The 16,662-nt window shown below is 70.8% G+C and carries 13 protein-coding genes and 1 pseudogene; 2 read left to right on the top strand and 12 right to left on the bottom strand.

Features of this window, described 5'->3' with window-relative positions:
* Nucleotides 1-7 precede the first annotated feature (7 nt).
* The 9 genes from ACIQVL_RS41295 to ACIQVL_RS41335 form a co-directional block, all read right to left on the bottom strand.
* Nucleotides 8-856, bottom strand: a complete 849-nt coding sequence (locus ACIQVL_RS41295) for a phosphatase PAP2 family protein (protein WP_403478020.1) — start codon at nucleotides 854-856, stop codon at nucleotides 8-10.
* 153 nt (nucleotides 857-1,009) lie between these two features.
* Nucleotides 1,010-2,338 carry a D-alanyl-D-alanine carboxypeptidase/D-alanyl-D-alanine-endopeptidase gene (dacB, locus tag ACIQVL_RS41300; RefSeq protein WP_403478021.1) on the bottom strand — a complete coding sequence of 443 codons (1,329 nt, stop codon included), beginning with the start codon at nucleotides 2,336-2,338 and terminating at the stop codon, nucleotides 1,010-1,012.
* A 696-nt stretch (nucleotides 2,339-3,034) separates the two neighbouring features.
* On the bottom strand, nucleotides 3,035-3,886 hold the full coding sequence (locus ACIQVL_RS41305) for a PaaX family transcriptional regulator C-terminal domain-containing protein (RefSeq protein ID WP_403478022.1): 852 nt from the start codon (nucleotides 3,884-3,886) through the stop codon (nucleotides 3,035-3,037).
* The gene (locus ACIQVL_RS41310) at nucleotides 3,883-4,374 is read right to left on the bottom strand and encodes an acyl-CoA thioesterase (protein ID WP_403478023.1); all 492 of its coding nucleotides are present in this window, start codon (nucleotides 4,372-4,374) and stop codon (nucleotides 3,883-3,885) included. Before ACIQVL_RS41310 ends, ACIQVL_RS41305 begins: the two co-directional genes overlap by 4 nt.
* Nucleotides 4,371-6,746, bottom strand: a complete 2,376-nt coding sequence (locus ACIQVL_RS41315) for a bifunctional salicylyl-CoA 5-hydroxylase/oxidoreductase (RefSeq protein ID WP_403478024.1) — start codon at nucleotides 6,744-6,746, stop codon at nucleotides 4,371-4,373. The genes ACIQVL_RS41310 and ACIQVL_RS41315 overlap by 4 nt, the downstream gene beginning before the upstream one ends.
* Entirely contained in the window at nucleotides 6,743-8,467 is a 1,725-nt protein-coding gene (locus tag ACIQVL_RS41320; protein ID WP_403478025.1) for an AMP-binding protein, read from the bottom strand. Before ACIQVL_RS41320 ends, ACIQVL_RS41315 begins: the two co-directional genes overlap by 4 nt.
* Nucleotides 8,464-9,399, bottom strand: coding sequence for an acyl-CoA thioesterase (locus ACIQVL_RS41325; RefSeq protein WP_403478026.1), 936 nt, complete (start codon nucleotides 9,397-9,399; stop codon nucleotides 8,464-8,466). The genes ACIQVL_RS41320 and ACIQVL_RS41325 overlap by 4 nt, the downstream gene beginning before the upstream one ends.
* Nucleotides 9,399-9,914 carry a cupin domain-containing protein gene (locus ACIQVL_RS41330; RefSeq protein ID WP_403478027.1) on the bottom strand — a complete coding sequence of 172 codons (516 nt, stop codon included), beginning with the start codon at nucleotides 9,912-9,914 and terminating at the stop codon, nucleotides 9,399-9,401. The genes ACIQVL_RS41325 and ACIQVL_RS41330 overlap by 1 nt, the downstream gene beginning before the upstream one ends.
* A 62-nt stretch (nucleotides 9,915-9,976) precedes the next feature.
* Entirely contained in the window at nucleotides 9,977-10,792 is an 816-nt protein-coding gene (locus ACIQVL_RS41335; RefSeq protein ID WP_403478028.1) for a fumarylacetoacetate hydrolase family protein, read from the bottom strand.
* Nucleotides 10,793-10,940: 148 nt separating this feature from the next.
* Between ACIQVL_RS41335 and ACIQVL_RS41340 the strand changes: the two genes are divergently transcribed.
* Nucleotides 10,941-11,375, top strand: coding sequence for a RidA family protein (locus ACIQVL_RS41340; RefSeq protein WP_403478029.1), 435 nt, complete (start codon nucleotides 10,941-10,943; stop codon nucleotides 11,373-11,375).
* Between the two features lie 707 nt (nucleotides 11,376-12,082).
* Nucleotides 12,083-12,825: pseudogene (locus ACIQVL_RS41345) on the top strand (zinc-binding dehydrogenase); the annotation flags it as partial.
* Nucleotides 12,826-12,928: 103 nt separating this feature from the next.
* Here ACIQVL_RS41345 and ACIQVL_RS41350 read toward each other — a convergent pair.
* From ACIQVL_RS41350 to ACIQVL_RS41360, 3 genes are all read right to left on the bottom strand, one after another.
* Nucleotides 12,929-14,122, bottom strand: coding sequence for an alcohol dehydrogenase catalytic domain-containing protein (locus ACIQVL_RS41350; RefSeq protein ID WP_403478030.1), 1,194 nt, complete (start codon nucleotides 14,120-14,122; stop codon nucleotides 12,929-12,931).
* A 457-nt stretch (nucleotides 14,123-14,579) separates the two neighbouring features.
* Nucleotides 14,580-16,394 (bottom strand): FAD-dependent oxidoreductase, encoded by a 1,815-nt coding sequence (locus tag ACIQVL_RS41355; RefSeq protein ID WP_403478031.1) that lies wholly within the window; start codon nucleotides 16,392-16,394, stop codon nucleotides 14,580-14,582.
* On the bottom strand, nucleotides 16,394-16,657 hold the full coding sequence (locus ACIQVL_RS41360) for a UBP-type zinc finger domain-containing protein (protein ID WP_403478032.1): 264 nt from the start codon (nucleotides 16,655-16,657) through the stop codon (nucleotides 16,394-16,396). Before ACIQVL_RS41360 ends, ACIQVL_RS41355 begins: the two co-directional genes overlap by 1 nt.
* Between the last annotated feature and the right edge of the window lie 5 nt (nucleotides 16,658-16,662).

Genomic DNA, 16,662 nt, shown 5'->3' on the forward strand with positions numbered 1-16,662 from the left:
CGCGGCGTCAGCCCCGCTCCCGCCGGCCGACGTCGGCCGGCCGGTCGTCGGCCCGTCCGTCTCCCTGGCCCGTCACCCGATCCGTCGCCCGGTCGCCCCGCTGCCCGGTCGACAGGCAGGCCGGCCGGTCTGCCGACCGGGCGGTCACCTGGCCGGTCATCCGGTCGGCCGTCCGGTCGACCAGCCACGCGGTCGCCGGTGTCACCACCAGTGCGGTGCACCAGCCGCCGAGGGCGTCGGTCGGATAGTGCGCGCCCAGGGAGACCTCCGCCCAGCCCATCATGGCGCCGGCGACCAGCGCGGCGGCCAGCACGAGTGCCGTGCCGGCCGCCCTGCCGAGGCCGAGCCGACCGGTCGCGAGCAGCGCCGCCATGAGGGCGAGCGCGGTGAAGAACGCGGTGTGCCCGCTCGGGTAGGAGAGGTTGCCGGGGCCGTGGATGGTCCGTCCCACCACGTGCTTGAGCAGCGTGGTCGTCCCCACGGCCAGGCCGGAGCCGGCGGCGACGAGCACTGCCCCGCGGAGCCGCCGCAGCAGCAGGCAGCCCGCCACCCCGGCCACGATCACCATCGCCGATCCCGCGGGTTCCCCCAGGAAGTCCAGGGCCAGGGCGACGTGCCGCCACGGCCCCCGCACACTGTCCGCCGTCGGCCGGACGAGCCACCGGTCCACCCGGCCCGGCTCGCTGTGCCCGGCGTACCGGACCCCGAGGACGGCGACCACCAGTGCGGCGAGCGCCGCGACCGGCCCGAGCCAGGCCCGCAGCGACCGGGGCAACAGCGCGTGCGCCGCGGATCTGGCCGGGCCGGTCTCCAGGCCCGCTCCTGCCAGCCGATCCAACGTGAGCCCCCCCGTCATGTCCGAACCGCCCCCTCAGCGACCATAGCCGCCCGACGCCGGACCGACGGCCGGACCGGTGGCCGGACCGGTCCGGTGGCACAGTTCAAGCCGGCTCGGGGCCGGTCCGGGGCCGGTCCGGGCCCGGCTCCGCGCCGGCCGGGACCGACTGCCCTATGCCCAGCAGCCGTTGACCGTGGCCGCCAGGCCGTCGAGGGCGTCCTTGGTGGCGGCCGGGTCGGCGGTGGAGTTGTTCTCGATGAAGGAGAAGATCTTCCAGCGTCCGTCCTCGGCCTTGGTCAGCCCGCTCAGTGCGATCGCACCGGTGAGCGTGCCCGTCTTCGCCTGGACCTTGCCGACGGCGCACTGCGAGTCCGCGGTGTCGAAGCGGCCCCATTCGGGCCCCAGGGTGGAACCGGCCTCTCCGGCGACGGGCAGGCCCTCGATGATGTACCCGAGGGTCTGGGCGTTGCGCGCGTCGTCGGCGACATCGAGGATGCCGGCGATGGTCTGTGCCGGAATGCGGTTGGCGCGGGACAGGCCGCTGCCGTCGTGGATCACGTAGTTGTCGAGCGAGATGCCGTACCCGCGGAGCACCTCGCGTACGACCGCCGCGCCGTCCTCGAAGGTCGGCTGTCGGCCGGCACCGATCGCGGTCATCCGCAGCAGGGTCTCGGCGATGTCGTTGTCACTCACCTTGAGCATGTGCTCCACGACGGCGGACAGGCGGTCGGACTGGTGCTGGGCGACCGGCACGTCGCCCGTACCGGCCGTGCCGTGCGTGACGCCGCCCGTGACGGTGACACCCTGCTGGGCGAGAAACCCGGCGAAGACCTGACCCGCGTCCAGCGACGTGTCCGTGACCTGGTGGCCGTCGACCACCAACGCCCGTACCGGTGCCACGGAGTCCGGGTAGTAGCCGTCGTTCCAGCCGGTCGCGAGCGTGGGCTCGGGGAAGAGGCTGTCGTCGACCCGGACCTTGACCGAGGTGAGACCCGCGCTCCTGAGTCCCGCGACGGCGGTCTTCGCCATCGCCTCCAGGTCGGCGCCGGTCAGGGTACGGTCGCCGCCGCCGACGAGGGTGAGCGTGCCGTTGCCGTAGACGGCCCTGGTGGTGAACCGGTGGTCGGGGCCGAGCACCGTCAACGCGGCGGTGGCGGTGCCGAGTTTGGTGTTGGACGCGGGCATCAGCGCGGTGGTCGCGGCGTGGCCCCAGACGGCCTTGTCGGACGCGGCGTCGATGACGACGCCGCTCAGCGTGGAGCCCAGACGGGTGTCCTGCACGCGGGCGTCGAGATTGTCCGCGATCTTCTGTTCGGCGGGGTCGAGTGCCGTGGCCGCGGAGACGGTCTCGCCGGCGGCGAAGGCGCTCGTGCCGAAGAGGAACGTCCCGGCGATGGGCGCCGCCACGGCGACGACGGCGACCCGGCGGAGCGCGGGGTGGAGGTTTCCCGCCGTGCGGTGACGAGCGGCCGTACGGACGGGGGATGGGGGGTTGGACATGCAGACCTCGTAGAAGTACTCGTGGAGACAAGGGAGTTGGCAGACAGAACGTGATCTCTTCAGAGAGAAAGCTACCGCTGCGCCCCTGCCCTTCCACCGCAACACGAGGGCACCGACCGCCTGCCTTCCGCGGCACCGGAGGCGACTGGTGCGCGAGGAGGCGAAGGCCGGTGCCGGCCACCTGGCCCAGGTCCGTGCGTACCTGCACCCCCCAGGTGGAGGAGATCACCGGCACCCTGCCCGCCGGCCTCGGCGCGGGGCTCCTGCGCTCGACGTCGTTCGGGCGGCCGGTGCACATGCCCGTCCACCGAGGCATCGTCCTCAACACGACGTCCTTCACCGGCTACACCACGTTCCGCCGTACTCGCCAGGCTCCGCCCGCGCTCACTGCGCTTCGTCCGCGAACAGGAGGTCATCGGCGCCTGGCTGGACCTCGCGCTATCCACGGCCGCGCGCCGAGGCCCTCGCGGACGAGGGCGGGACGCAACTCCGGCCCCGACTCGGCGCGTTGCCGACCCCGACCGGCTGACCCGCCCGGCCCGCCCGGCCGGCGTCCGCCGAAAGGCACGCGGTATGCGGAAGGACACGGACCCAGGTGCACGAAGCCGCGCTCCCGAGTAATGACGGCCACCGACGTCCGGCCCGGGGGCCGGCGGCGCGGCATGCACAGCGTCGGGCCGGCACGCCGCACGGTGGTCACGACGGCGAGGACCAGTACGCGGCCGCATGGGCCAGCGCCCGGCCCTCCAGGATCGTGACCATGCGTTCGAAGAGCTGGACGGCGGCCGGGCCGGACCAGTTCTCGGGGAGTACCTCGCGGGGCAGCCCGGGGTCGCGGAACGGGAGCTTGCGCCAGTGGTCGATCACGCCGAGATACGTGAGGTAGGCGTGCCGCCCGTCGATGACCGCGGCCTCGGTCAGGCGCTCCGCCTCGCCCTCGTACGCGCGGATGAACTCCCGGTAGCGCAGGTCGATCTCGTCGAGGTCCCAGCCGCCCCGGACCATGGCTGTCAGAGGCTGCCCGGCGACGTAGTCGCCGACGAAGACGGCGCACTGCTCGGTGAGGTCCAGTTCGGCGATGGCGCGCTGCGCGGCCGGGAGCATCCGGGCGGGCGCGATCCAGACCGCGGAGCCGATGTTGCCGAAGCCCAGCGAGGTCAGGTGGCCGGTCAACCGGTGGCGCAGCGCGCGGGCCGACTCGGGCACGGAGAAGTTCACGAAGCACCAGCCGTCGCCGAGTTCGGCCGGCTGCCGGGCGTGCCAGATGACCTCGTCACCGGCGGTGAGCGCCTCCAGCGCGGCCGGCGTCAGCGTGTAGCCGCGCATCCCCGCGCGGCTCTCCGACTCCAGCCAGCCGCGCTTCTTCAGCCGGAAGACCGCGGTCCGGACGCTCGCGGCGTCCAGTCCCGACGCGGTCAGCAGCTCGACCGTGCCGGCGATGGGCATCCAGTTGCCCATCTTGCGCACGATGGCGCCGAGGAAACTCACGAGCACGGTCCGGGACCGGCGCGCCGTTGTGGTGGGCCGGTCGCCCTTCGTCTCGCTCATTCCAGTGAGTATGCCGGACCGGGATCGCATGATCGGACCGCCCCGGTCGATCGAACGGGACTGGTCAGCGCCGCGATCCACTCCTGCGGCCAGGGCCTGCTCGCGGCACCGTCCGCATGGTCACGGCCGATGTGCGCGGTCACATACCGGCCGTGCGCGGCCCGGCCGGGCGGACGGCCCCGGAACTCCTCGCCCCAGACCTCGAAGGTGAAGGTCATCGAGCTGGTGCCGATGCCCACCAGCTCCACGACCGTGCGCACGTCCTGGCCGAAGAAGAGCGGTGACTCGAAGTCCACCTCGTAGCGGACGCGGGGCGCCGCCGGGAAGTAGTCGTGGAGGCCGAGCCCCGCCATGAGCGAGGCCTCCGCCGCCTCCACGAACCGTACGACCGTGCTGTTGTGGTAGATGCCCGCCGCGTCCGTGTCGATCCACTCGATGCGGGTCCGGTGCACGCCGACCGCGTGCGCTGCCGGGGGCACGGCGCTCACGCCGGTACCGTGCTCGCGGCCGGGGTCCAGCGCAGGTGCACAGCGCCGCCGACGCCGTCGCGCAGCAGCGACAGCCTGGGCGGGACCTTGTCGGTACGGGAGGTGGGCGGCTTGCGTCGGCCCGCTGCCCACTGCACCGGCCAGTCGGCACCGGCCCCGCGGTACTCCTGCTCCGCCGCGGCCTGCAGGGTCCACTGCGGGTTGTAGAGGTGGGTGCGGCCCAGGGCGCACAGGTCGGCCCGCCCGGCGAGCAGGATCGAGTTCACGTCGTCGTACGAGGAGATGGCCCCGACGGCGATCACCGGTACCCCTGCGGGTCCGGCCACCCGGTGGCGGATCCGGTCGGCGAACGGGGTCTGGTAGGAGCGGCCGAACGCCGGCTTCTCGTCCTTGGCGACCTGTCCTGAGGAGACGTCGATGGCGGCCGCGCCGTGCTCGATGAACGCGCGGGCGACGTCCACCGCGTCGTCCGCGGTGTTGCCGTCCGGCATCCAGTCGGTCGCCGAGATGCGGACGGTGACCGGGATGCCGAGCGGGACGACCTGGCGTACCGCGTCGAAGACCTCCAGCGGGAACCGGAGCCGGTTCTCCAGGCAGCCGCCGTACTCGTCGGTGCGCCGGTTGGCGACGGGGGAGAGGAAGGAGGAGAGGAGGTAGCCGTGGGCGGCGTGCACCTCGACCAGGTCGAAGCCGGCCGCCACTCCGCGTACGGCGGCGGCGGTGAAGTCGGCGACCACCTTGTCCAGGTCCTCGCGGGTCGCTTCCCGGGGGACGTGGCAGTCGGCGCCGTACGGGAGCGCCGAGGGGGCGATGACCTCCCAGTTGCCGTCGTCGAGGGGCTCGTCCATGCCGTCCCACATGAGCTTGGTCGAGCCCTTGCGGCCCGAGTGACCGAGCTGGAGGCCGATCTTCCCGGTCGTACGGTCGTGGACGAAGTCCGTGACCCGGCGCCAGGCGTCGCGCTGCTCGTCGGTCCACAGCCCCGGGCAGCCCGGCGTGATCCGGCCCTCGGGCGACACGCAGACCATCTCGCTCATGACCAGGCCGGCGCCGCCCAGCGCCTTGGAGCCCAGATGGACGAGGTGGAAGTCGCCGGGGACACCGCCGTCCGAGGAGTACATGTCCATCGGGGAGACGATGATCCGGTTCTTGAGTTCCAGCTCACCGATCCGCACCGGCTGGAACATCGCCGGGGCGACTTCGGGAGCCTGCTGGTGCCGGGCGAACTCGGACTCCATCAGCGCGGCGAACTCGGCGTCGCGCTCCTTGAGGTTCTCGAAGGTGATGCGCCGCGAGCGGGTGAGCAGGTTGAAGACGAACTGCGCCGGGTCCTGGCCCGCGTACATGCCGATGTTCTCGAACCACTCCAGCGATGCCTGCGCGGCCCGCTGGGTCGACTCGACGACGGGCTTGCGTTCGGTCTCGTAGGCGGCCAGCGCCTCGGTCACCGTCGGCTGCTCGTGCAGACAGGCGGCCAGCGCGAGGGCGTCCTCCATGGCGAGCTTGGTGCCCGAGCCGATCGAGAAGTGCGCGGTGTGGGCGGCGTCGCCGAGCAGCACCACGTTGCCGTCGGACCAGTGCTCGTTGCGCACGGTCGTGAAGTTCAGCCACTTCGAGTTGTTGGTGAGGACCCGGTGGCCCTTCAGCTCGTCGGCGAAGATCTCCGCGATCCGGGCCACGGCGTGGTCGTCGGAGACGCCCGGCGGGAACACCTGGTCCTCGGTCCGGTCGAAGCCGGCCCGCCGCCAGACGTCCTCGTGCATCTCGACGATGAAGGTCGAGCCGGTGTCGGAGTAGGGGTAGCCGTGGATCTGCATGGTGCCCCACTCCGTCTGCTTGACGAAGAACTGGAACGCCTCGAAGACCAGGTCGGTGCCGAGCCAGATGTACTTGTTGTGGCGCCGGTCCAGGGACGGCCCGAACACGTCGGCGTACTTGGTGCGGATGGCGGAGTTGAGGCCGTCGGCGGCCAGCACCAGGTCGTGGGTGGCCCGCAGTTCGTCCACGTCGGGGGCCTCGGTGCGGTAGTGGACGGTGACGCCGAGCTCGGCGGCCCGCCGCTGCAGGATCTGCAGCAGTTCTTTGCGGCTCATCGCCGCGAAGCCCTGACCGCCCACGGTGAACCGGTCGCCGTCGACCTCGATGTCGATGTCCGTCCAGCGGGCGAAGCGGTTCTCCATCGCGGCGTGGACCACGTCGTCGGCGTTGTCGATGCCGCCGAGGGTCTCGTCGGAGAAGACCACGCCGAACCCGAAGGTGTCGTCGGGCGCGTTGCGCTCCCAGACGGTGACCTCGTGCGCCGGGTCCAGCTGCTTCATCAGAGCGGCGAAGTACAGCCCTCCGGGGCCGCCGCCTGCGATAGCGATCCTCATGACTGGTCCTCCACGATCTGCTCCTCCACGATCTGCTCCGTCGCGATCTGCTCCGTTGCGATCTGTTCTGTCATGATCTGTTCTGTCGTGATCTGTTCCGTCACGATCTGACGGAGCTTGAAATGCTGAAGCTTGCCGCTGGGGTTGCGCGGCAGGGAGTCGGTGAAGCGCACGTCGCGCGGGTACTTGTACGGCGCGATCTGCTGTTTGACGTGGTCCTGGATGTCCCGGGCCGTCGCCGCGTCACCGGCCGCGCCCTCGCGCAGGACGACGAACGCGCAGACGATCGAACCGCGTTCGGCGTCCGGCTCCGCGATGACGGCCGCTTCCACGACGTCCGGGTGGGTGAGGACGGCGGCCTCCACCTCGGGACCGGCGATGTTGTACCCGGACGACACGATCAGGCCGTCGTTGCGCGCCCGGTACCAGAAGTAGCCCTCCTCGTCGCGGAGGAAGGTGTCACCCGTGACGTTCCAGCCGCCCAGGACGTACGCGGACTGCCGTTCGTCGTCGAGGTAGCGGCAGCCGACCGGGCCGATCACACCGAGCAGTCCCTCGGCACCGGGACCGAGCTCCTTGCCGTCCGGTGTCAGGATGGTGGCGCGGTAGCCGGGCACGGGCTTGCCGGTCGCCCCGGGGCGGATGTCGTCGCCGTCGGCCGAGATGAAGATGTGCAGCATCTCGGTGGCGCCTATCCCGTCGATGACCTTGAGGCCGAGCCGGTCGCGCAGTTCCTCCCACAGGCTCTGCGGGATGTGTTCGCCCGCGCTGACCGCGCGGCGCAGCCCGATGAGCCGGTCCGCCTTTCCGGACTTGAGGATCTGCTGGTACGCGGTCGGAGCGGTGGCCAGCACGGTCACCCCGTGCTCGGCGACGAGGTCGGCGAGCCCCGCCGGCGGCACCGACTCGGTGAGGAAGGCGCAGGCGCCCGCCCGCAGCGTGAAGACGACCAGCAGGCCGAGGCCGAAGGTGAAGGCGAGCGGGGCGGTGCACGCGACCAGGTCGTCGGGGAGCAGCCGGAGCGTGTGCTTGCCGAAGGTGTTGTCGATCGACAGGATGTCGCGGTGGAAGTGGGTGGTGATCTTCGGGACGCCCGTGGTGCCCGACGTCGGCCCGAACAGCGCGACGTCGTCCGCGGCGGTGTCGGCCGCGGTGAACCGCCCCGCCTTCGCCTCGACCCGGTTGCTCAGGTCGTCGGCGGTGTCGCCGCCGTACGGCACGACGACCAGGTCCGGCGCGACCGTGTCCCGTACCGCGAACACGTCGTCGAGGAAGCGGTGGTCGACCAGCGCGACGACCGGCCGCGTCTTCTCCACGACGGGTGCCAGCTCGCCGGCCCGCAGTACGGCCATGGTGGTGACGACGATCCCGCCGGCCTTCACCACACCCAGCCAGGCGGCGACGGTCCAGGGGTTGTTGGGGGAGCGCAGCAGCACCCGGTTGCCGGGCACCAGCCCGAGGTCCTCGGTGAGCACCTGGGCGATCTGGTCGGCCCGCCGCTGCAGCTCGCGGTACGTCCAGACGTCGCCGTCGGCGGTGCGCAGTGCGGGCCGGTCGGGGCCGAAGGCCGCCACCGCACCGTCGATCAGCTCGACGGCGGCGTTGAGGCGTTCCGGGTACCTGAGCGCCTCGGTGGTGAACTCCAGCACCGGCCACTGCCCGACCTGCGGGAGATGGTCGCGGGCGAAGGTGTCGGTGTGCCCGGAGGGCGACAGCGTCATCGGTGGCCTCCCTCGCCGGCGCGGATCATTCCTTCTTGGACGACGGTGGCCAGGTGGGTGCCGTCGGGGGTGAAGAACCGCCCGGCGGCGAGCCCTCTGCCGTCGTCGGCGGCGACCGCCTCCTGGGCGTAGAGCAGCCAGCCGTCCACCACACCCGCCCGCGGGGCGCGGTGGAACCACATCGCGTGGTCGAGGCTGGCGGTGACCAGCCCTTCCCTTGCCCAGGGCAGGTCGAGGACGCGGAGCACCGGCTCCAGGATCGTGTAGTCGCAGACGTAGGCGAGGGCGGCCGTGTCACGCTGCGCGTCGGTGAGCCCGTCGACCGGCCGCAGTGCGTCGAAGGGCCGTACCCAGACCGCCTGGTGGGGCTTCCGCTCGCCCTCGACGTCGAGGTAGACCGGGCCCGGCACATGGCGCATGTCGAAGCCCCGGCCGCCGCACCAGTAGTCCTTGGAGACCTCGGTCATCGTGCCGCCGGTCCGCCCGGCGAGGTACTCGGCCGAGCTGAGCAGCTTCTCGGGGCCGGGCAGGCCCGCGGCCGTCAGCCAGTCGGGCAGGCCCTCGCCGTAGCTGCCGCCCGGTTCGCCGGCGGCGAAGTTGGCCAGGCAGACGTAGAGCGGCCTGCCGTTCTGGTACCCGCGCACCTGCCGGGTCGCGTAGCCGCGGCCGTCGCGCAGCAGCTCCACCTCGTAGCGGACCTCGGCGCCGATGTCGGCGGGGCGCATGAAATAGGAGTGCATGGAGTGCAGTGTCTTGCCGTCGGTGACGGACTTCATCGCCGCCGCGGCGGCCTGGGCGACCAGGTCTCCGCCGTACGCCTTGGGCCACGGGCAGGGCTGGGTGACCGCCGTGAAGGCGAGGTCGAAGCGCTCGGCCTCGGTCGGGGTCAGCGTGACGGCGGCGGTGAAGACCTCGGAGGTGGTGTCGGTCATCAGGGGCGGTCCGTCCAGTCGCGCAGGTCCGTGTCGGCGACCTGGGGGAGGTTGACCACGATGTTCTCCGGAGTGCGGGTCGTCATCCAGGTCAGCGGGTTGTTGCGGTCGAGGTTGCACTCGACGTGCGGCAGGAACGGCGGGACGAAGACCCAGTCGCCCTCCGCCATGTCGATGTAGTCCTCGAACTTCGCACCGAAGTAGATCCGGGCCCGGCCGGAGAGCACATAGCCGCCGGTCTCGGCCTCGCCGTGGTGGTGGGGCACCGAGCGGTAGCCGCCGTCGTTGTGGACCTTGCCGAACCAGATCCTGGTGGCCGGGGTGTGCTGGATGCTCACGCCCGAGATCCGGGTGGCGCCGGCGGACTGCCCGGTGTCACCGGGTTCACTGCCGCCACGGGTGACGACCGGCACCACCAGGCCGCTCTCCGTGGCGTACATCGAGTTGTCGCCGTCGAGGACGTACTGACCGGGGACCTGCTGACCAGGGACGTACTGACTGGGATCGGGGTTCATGAGGACTCCTCGTCGGTGGCTGGGCGGATGTCAGCGGGGGATGCGTAGGTGGTGGGCGGGCGTCAGCCGGTGAAGCGCACGGTGTTGCGGAGCGTGCCGATGCCGGGGATCTCGGTCTCCACGACGTCGCCGTCGGCGAGGAAGCGCTGGGGCTCCCGGGCCACCCCGACGCCGCCGGGTGTGCCGGTCAGCACGAGGTCGCCGGGGCGCAGCACGGTGAAGGCCGAGATGTACGCGAGCAGGTCGGCGGCGTCGAACACCAGCGTCTTGGTGGTGTCCCGCTGGACCATCTCGCCGTTGACCCGGCAGATCACCTCCAGGCCCGCCGCCGGGTCGACCTCGTCCGGGGTCACGATCACGGGGCCGACCGGGGTGGAGGCGTCCCAGGCCTTCCCCTGGAACCACTCCAGGGTGCGGTACTGCCAGTCGCGCACCGAGATGTCGTTCGCCACGGTGTACCCGGCGATCCCGGCCAGCGCGGTCGCCCGGTCGGCGCGCCGCAGGGTGGCACCGACCACGACGGCCAGCTCCACCTCCCAGTCCACCTGGAGTCCGGCCGGCAGCACGATGTCGGCCTCGGGACCGGTCAGGGTGTCCGCGTACTTCGGGAAGAGCGTGGGGTACGACGGCAGCTCGCGCCCCGTCTCCCGGATGTGGTCGGCGTAGTTCAGCCCGCAGCAGACCACCTTGCCCGGAGCCGGCAGCGGCAGCACCGGAACGGCGTCGACCAGCGCGTCCCCGGCCAGGCCGGCCACCTGCTGGACCGGTACCGCCGTCAGCAGGGCCGACAGGTCGGCGGCCGGCAACGCCCGCCAGGTGTTCCCGTCGAGCACCGCGGCGCTGGTACCGGCGGCGTGGACGACGGTCGAAAGACGCATGGGTTCTTCCCTCTCTTCGGCGCTGCGGCCCCTTCTGGATATTTCATTATTTCCGCGAGCGTCATATCTCTGTCAATAGATGCTACGGTGTGGCGCCAGACAGAACAGTCCCGGCACAGACCCGGCAACGCCCCCGCAGGAGCTCTCCATGGCGACCAACTCGGCCCCGGTTCCGGTCAACCCCGCGTCCCTGCCCAAGCCCAGCGGCTACTCGCACGGGACGCTCAGCGGCAACACGCTCTACCTGGGCGGTCAGACTGCTCTAGACAAGGACATGAAGATCGTCAGCGGCGGGATCGTCGAGCAGTTCCGGCAGGCGTTCGGGAACGTCCTCGCCACGCTGAGGGAAGCCGGTGGCATCCCTCAGGACCTGGTGAGCATCACGCTCTACCTGACCGACATCCCCGACTACCAGGCGCACGGCAGGGAGATCGGGGCGGTGTGGCGCGAGCTCGCGGGGCCGGTCTATCCCGCGATGGCCGGCATCGGCACCACGGGCCTGTGGCAGCCCGAGGCCCTGATCGAGATCCTCGGCGTCGCGGTCATCCCCGACGAACGCCTCGCCCGGCCTGCCACTACCTGAGCCCCCCCCGCGCCCTCGTAGGGGGGGTACGACAGCCACCCCGGCCGTCACCCGGGAGAACGAGCATCTCTCCGGTGGCGGCCAGGGCGTCTTCCTGCGGCCGGCCGGCGGTGTCAGTGCCCGCGCGGGCGTCGGCCCCGGCGCAGCAGCTGCGGGGCGGCGAGATGGCCGGACCGGCATCGCGTGGGCGGGGTTCCCGTCCCCCCGCGGAACACGGCTCCGCACGGGTGCAGGCATGCGTTGTGAACGCCCGGAGCGCAACGAAGCCTCCGGGCAACCGACGTCGGGTTCTGGAAGAACCCGAGCTTCCGCGGACGGTACGAAACGAGAAGATTCTTCGTCTGCTGGTGGTACACGCCTGACCTCGCTCCTGACGCGCAAATAGATAGGTTCCAAGGTCACGAAGGCCCCACCGCCTTCGATTTGCCCGCCCCACGGCGGGCGGCGGAGCCGCCCTGGGTCGCTGACCTGCGACAAAGAGCGGGAACATCGAGTGCCGGGCTGAGTCGGTCCGCACCTGGTCCGGATCTTGATGAGTGGTACGTGGTGCTAGCGAGTGGGCCGCGGTGTCACATGGCAGAGGTAGTCGGAACCGTCTTCTGGCGTCCATGTGGTCCAAGTCGGGGGCGTTTGGCCTGTTCAGGGCCTTGTGGTTCCGGAGCGCCGACGCCCTTGGCGACACGCGCGCGGCAGGTGTGACCTATGTGGCGCTCGCCGCCCACGGCTTCCGGGACGGCCATATCCATGGCAGCGAGGTCGCGGGAAAGGTCACCGCGGTGGGAGGAGGCGTGGATGCCTCGTGGTTCGGGCGGCGGGTGTGGGCGTTCACCGGCTTGTCCGGTGGGTAGGCCGTGTAGGCCGTCGCCCTGATCGCTGACGTCGTTGTGCTGTCCGACGGCCCGACCGGCGCTGACGCGGTGACCCTCGGCGGCTCCGGCGTGGTCGCCCGCCTTGCCCTGGACCGGTCCAGCTCGCAGCCAGGGGTGGCGCGAACCCGGTGGCCGTCACCACCTCGTCGGTGGAGCGTGACGACCGCCCGCGGGACCTGGGCGTGACCCGTGTCCTTGACCGCTCCGGCGAGGGCCGCCCGGACGCACCGGCGGGCTTCGACGTGGTCATCGATGTCGTGGGGATTCCCCAACTTCTGCTTCTCCTAGCGAAGTTGACCTCCACCGGGCGGTACGTGGCTTCGTGTGGTCGGTGAGCAGCCGCCGGCGGACTTCGGTATGCGGCGATGGACGCCTTCCGTGAGTCGTTGTCTTTCGCATTCAGTTCTGACACTGTGCCCGGCCACGACCGGCAGGCCGTGCGGTCGTCCCACTTCGCCGATGCTGCGCACGGGGACCTGTGCACAGTTGTGCATGCGGTGTTGCCGCTGGGCCAGGCGGTGCTGGCCCACCGTGAGATGGACGCGGGGAAGATGTTCGGCAGAGTCGTGCTGGCGCCCTGAGCCGGGCCGGGACCGTGTTCGGATGCGAACCGACTGCCACCCCGCGAACTCGCAGTCTCTCCGAACGGGGACTGCGGGTTCTGCGAGCCGGATAGGGCGGGCCTCATGCGGGAATGAGGCCGTGGGGGTTGATGATGAACTTCTCGGGCACTCCCGTGTCGAAGGTCGCGTAGGCGTCCGGGGCGTCGTCGAGGCTGATCACTGTCGTATTGAGCATGGCGCTCAAGTAGGGCATGCGGTCCCACAGGATCGCCATCATCAGTTCGCGGTTGTAGTGCATGATCGGTGCCTGTCCGGCCGAAATCCGCGGCGACTTGATCCATGCCTTGCCGAAGTCGATCGGGTACGTTCCTTCTTGCTCGGCCTTCGATTTCGCGAGCGGGTCGGGGCCGTAGACGCCGATGACTCCGGTGGCTCCGCCCGCCCGGGTGGCGTCGACCACCTGGTTGATGGCGTAGGCCGGGTCCATGTCCCCGCCCTCGCGGCCGATGCCGTGTGCCTCGGTGCCGACGTAGTCGACCGCGCAGTCGACCATGGGTTCTCCCAGGATGGCCTCGATCTGGTCGGTGAGTGCCGCGTCCTGCCTCAGGTCGATCGTCTCGCAGCCGTTCTTCTCCACCAGATCCAGACGGTCCGTGCTGTAGTCGCCGACGATGATGCAGGACGCCCCGAGGAGGCGCGCCGCTGCTGCGCCGCAGCGGCCGACCGGGCCGGCGCCGGCGATGTACACGGTCGAGCCCGGCTTGGCACCGGCCTCCATGAGACCGTGGAACGCGGTGGGCAGGATGTCCGAGAGCAGCGCCAGGTCGCGGATCTTCGCCATGGCCTGGTCCCTGTCAGGGAAGCGCAGGAGCTGGAAGTCGGCGTACGGGACGAACAGGTACTCGGCCTGGCCGCCGGTCCAGTCGCCCAGGTTGAAGCCGTAAGCTCCGCAGGACACCTTGGGGTTCGTGGTCTCGCAGACGTCGGTGCGGCGTGCCCTGCAGTTGCGGCATCGGCCGCAGGCGACGTTGAACGGGACGGAGACGAGGTCGCCCTCGCTGAGGAATTCGACGTCGGGGCCCACCTCGATGACCTCCCCGGTCATCTCGTGCCCCATCACCATGCCCTGGGGCACGGGGAAGGATCCGCGGTAGATGTGCAGGTCACTCCCGCAGATGTTGGTGGCGACGATTCTGAGGATGACTCCGTGCGGAGCCTGCTTCCCGTTCGGCATCTGAAGCTTCGGGAAGTCGAGTGATTCGACGCGCATGTCTTTCGGGTTATGGAAGACGACGGCGCGATTGCTGCTTGCCATGACGATCTCCTCTGCTGATTCCACGGTGACTCCGCCGTGGCGGTGCCGGCGATCATTTGAGGTGGCTATGTGGCTTAGGCTTCCCGACGTTCGGCTGTCAGCTGCCGTCTGCACGTTGGGATCGGACCCCCTGTGCCCGTGTGCCATCGCCTGAACGCTGCGTGCGATTCTCCCGGCCAAGCATGTCCGTTTTCCTTCCTGACAGGTCCGCGGGGTCCGGCTTCGAGGGGCGACCGACGCGACGCGTTACGAACACCGCACGCACTCTCAGCCACGACCTGTGGAAGGGCCGCTCCGCGGAACTGCCCACGGCGACGCGCCGGTTCGGCGCCACGCCCGGAGACGACGGGCGGCGGAACCCGGGCCGGGGAGGGGCAGAAGCGACACAGCCACAGGCCGTCCAACGGGCCGGGACTCCCACGGCGCCATGCCGACTCCGCGATCCGTCCGCCATTCGTCATGCGAACCATGCGGACTCCTTGCGCCGTACGTGGGGGGAGACGTCCGAGTGGCCCGCTGCAGCGGACGAGCCCGTGGTGCCGGGCGCGGCCGAGTGCCCCAGGTGCCGGTGCACGAAGTGGATGGCCATGGCGCCCTCACCGGCCGCCGAGGCCACCCGTTTCACCGAGCCGCTGCGGACGTCCCCTACCGCGAAGACCCCGGGCAGGTTGGTCTCCAGGGTCATGCACGAGCGGCCGCGGCCGTGCCACACCTCGGGGTAGGCGCAGGTTTCCTGGGCCTCCGGGCCGGTGAGGACGAAGCCTCGGGAGTCGAGGGCGATGACGTCGGCGAGCCACTCGGTGTGGGGGTCGGCGCCGGTGAAGACGAACAGGCTCCGTACCGCGAGTCGGTGGTGCCCGCCCGTGCGGTTGTCGACCAGGTCGAGTTCCTCCAGCACCTCCTGGCCGATGACCTCGGTGACTTCCGTGTGCAGCATGACCTCCACCCGCGGATGTCGCTCGACCTGGTCGATCAGGTAGCGGGACATGCTGGCCTCGAGGCTGGGTCCTCGGACCAGCAGGTGCACCTTCGGCGCGTGCCCGGCGAGGAACAGCACCGCCTGGCCGGCCGAGTTTCCTCCGCCGACGACGGCCACCGGGTCGGTGCGGCACTGCTGGGCCTCGTAGACGGTCGCCGAGTAGTGGACGCTCGTTCCCTCCAGGCGTTCGATGCCGGGCACCTGGAGCCGGCGGTAGCGGGCACCCGTGGCCAGGACGACGGCGCGGGCGGCGATCTCGCTGCCGTCGGCGAACGCCACCACGTAGTGGTCCTCGTCCTTGGGAAGGAGACCGGTCGCCTCCACCGGAATGCTGATCCTGGCGCCGAACTTGTCGGCCTGGAGCACGGCGCGTTCGGTGAGTTCGGCGCCGGAGATGCCGGCGGGGAAGCCGAGCAGATTCTCGATGCGGGACGACGTGCCGGCCTGGCCGCCGGTGGCCATCGCCTCCACCACGGTGGTGCTCAGACCCTCGGAGGCGGCGTACACCGCGGCGGCGAGGCCGGCGGGTCCGGAGCCGACGATGAGGACGTCGCCGTGACGGTTTCCGGCGGGCAGTGACGGCAGGCCGATGAGCCGGGCCAGTTCCGCGTTGCTGGGGTTGCGCAACAGGGTGGTGTCCCGCCAGATGACGAGTGGAGTCTGCTCCGGGCCGACGCCGAAGCGGCGCAGCAGGTCCTCGGCTTCCTTGTCGGTCTCCAGGTCGATCCAACGGTGCGGCAGCCGGTTGCGGATGGCGAACTCGCGCAGCCGCCTGGTGTCGGGCGAGTAGCGCGAGCCGATGATGCGGAAGCCGGCGCCCTGTCCGACGAGCAGCGCACGACGGCCCAGACAGGCGCGCAGCACGACGTCCCCGATGGCGGAGTCCTGGGACACCAGGTGGCGCAACTCGTCCAGGGAGACCACGAGGACCTCGCCCGGCTCCCTGGCGACAGCGGTGTAGAAGGCCACCTGCCCCCACAGCAGCCCGAGTTCGCCGATGAAGCGACCGGGGCCGTGCACGCGCAGCACGTGCTCCTCGGGAGTGCCGTAGTCCTCGACGACGGCGACGGTACCGCCGAGGACGACGAAGAACGTCTCGCAGCGCTCCCCCTCCTGGATCAGCACGTCGTTCGGAGCCATGCTCCGGCGTTGCCCGTGCTCCGCCAGACGTGCGATCTGGTCCTCCGTGAGGCGCGGATACGCCCCGCAGGTGTCCGGGGTCTCCCGCAAGACGGCCTCGTCCGCCTCCTGCGGCACCGGAACTCCGCCCGGCATCGGCTGGTCGCCGGACATCAGACGAACGCCTCGTGAACGTAGCACCAGCGCCATTCCTCGCCGGGCTGGAACGACTGCACGATCGGATGGGCGTCGGCTGCCGCGTGCTTGCGCGCGTGCCTGTTCGGCGAGGAGTCACAGCAGCCGACGTGTCCGCAGGTCAGGCAGAGCCTCAGGTGGACCCACGGGGAGCCGAGCAGCAGACACTCCTGACACCCTTCTGGGGTCAGCGGCCGGACCGGCCGGACAAGCGCGAGGTGGGGGTCTGCGTGCAGGGTCATCCGGA

Origin of the sequence: Streptomyces sp. NPDC090499, from assembly GCF_044769305.1 — a bacterium.
Lineage (GTDB): Bacteria > Actinomycetota > Actinomycetes > Streptomycetales > Streptomycetaceae > Streptomyces.

Bases quoted from the DNA above. Each gene is read 5' to 3' on its own strand.
- ACIQVL_RS41295 (WP_403478020.1), bottom strand. From the start codon at position 856: ATGACGGGGGGGCTCACGTTGGATCGGCTGGCAGGAGCGGGCCTGGAG.
- dacB (WP_403478021.1), bottom strand. From the start codon at position 2,338: ATGTCCAACCCCCCATCCCCCGTCCGTACGGCCGCTCGTCACCGCACG.
- ACIQVL_RS41305 (WP_403478022.1), bottom strand. From the start codon at position 3,886: ATGAGCGAGACGAAGGGCGACCGGCCCACCACAACGGCGCGCCGGTCC.
- ACIQVL_RS41315 (WP_403478024.1), bottom strand. From the start codon at position 6,746: ATGAGGATCGCTATCGCAGGCGGCGGCCCCGGAGGGCTGTACTTCGCC.
- ACIQVL_RS41320 (WP_403478025.1), bottom strand. From the start codon at position 8,467: ATGACGCTGTCGCCCTCCGGGCACACCGACACCTTCGCCCGCGACCAT.
- ACIQVL_RS41325 (WP_403478026.1), bottom strand. From the start codon at position 9,399: ATGACCGACACCACCTCCGAGGTCTTCACCGCCGCCGTCACGCTGACC.
- ACIQVL_RS41330 (WP_403478027.1), bottom strand. From the start codon at position 9,914: ATGAACCCCGATCCCAGTCAGTACGTCCCTGGTCAGCAGGTCCCCGGT.
- ACIQVL_RS41335 (WP_403478028.1), bottom strand. From the start codon at position 10,792: ATGCGTCTTTCGACCGTCGTCCACGCCGCCGGTACCAGCGCCGCGGTG.
- ACIQVL_RS41340 (WP_403478029.1), top strand. From the start codon at position 10,941: ATGGCGACCAACTCGGCCCCGGTTCCGGTCAACCCCGCGTCCCTGCCC.
- ACIQVL_RS41350 (WP_403478030.1), bottom strand. From the start codon at position 14,122: ATGGCAAGCAGCAATCGCGCCGTCGTCTTCCATAACCCGAAAGACATG.
- ACIQVL_RS41355 (WP_403478031.1), bottom strand. From the start codon at position 16,394: ATGTCCGGCGACCAGCCGATGCCGGGCGGAGTTCCGGTGCCGCAGGAG.
- ACIQVL_RS41360 (WP_403478032.1), bottom strand. From the start codon at position 16,657: ATGACCCTGCACGCAGACCCCCACCTCGCGCTTGTCCGGCCGGTCCGG.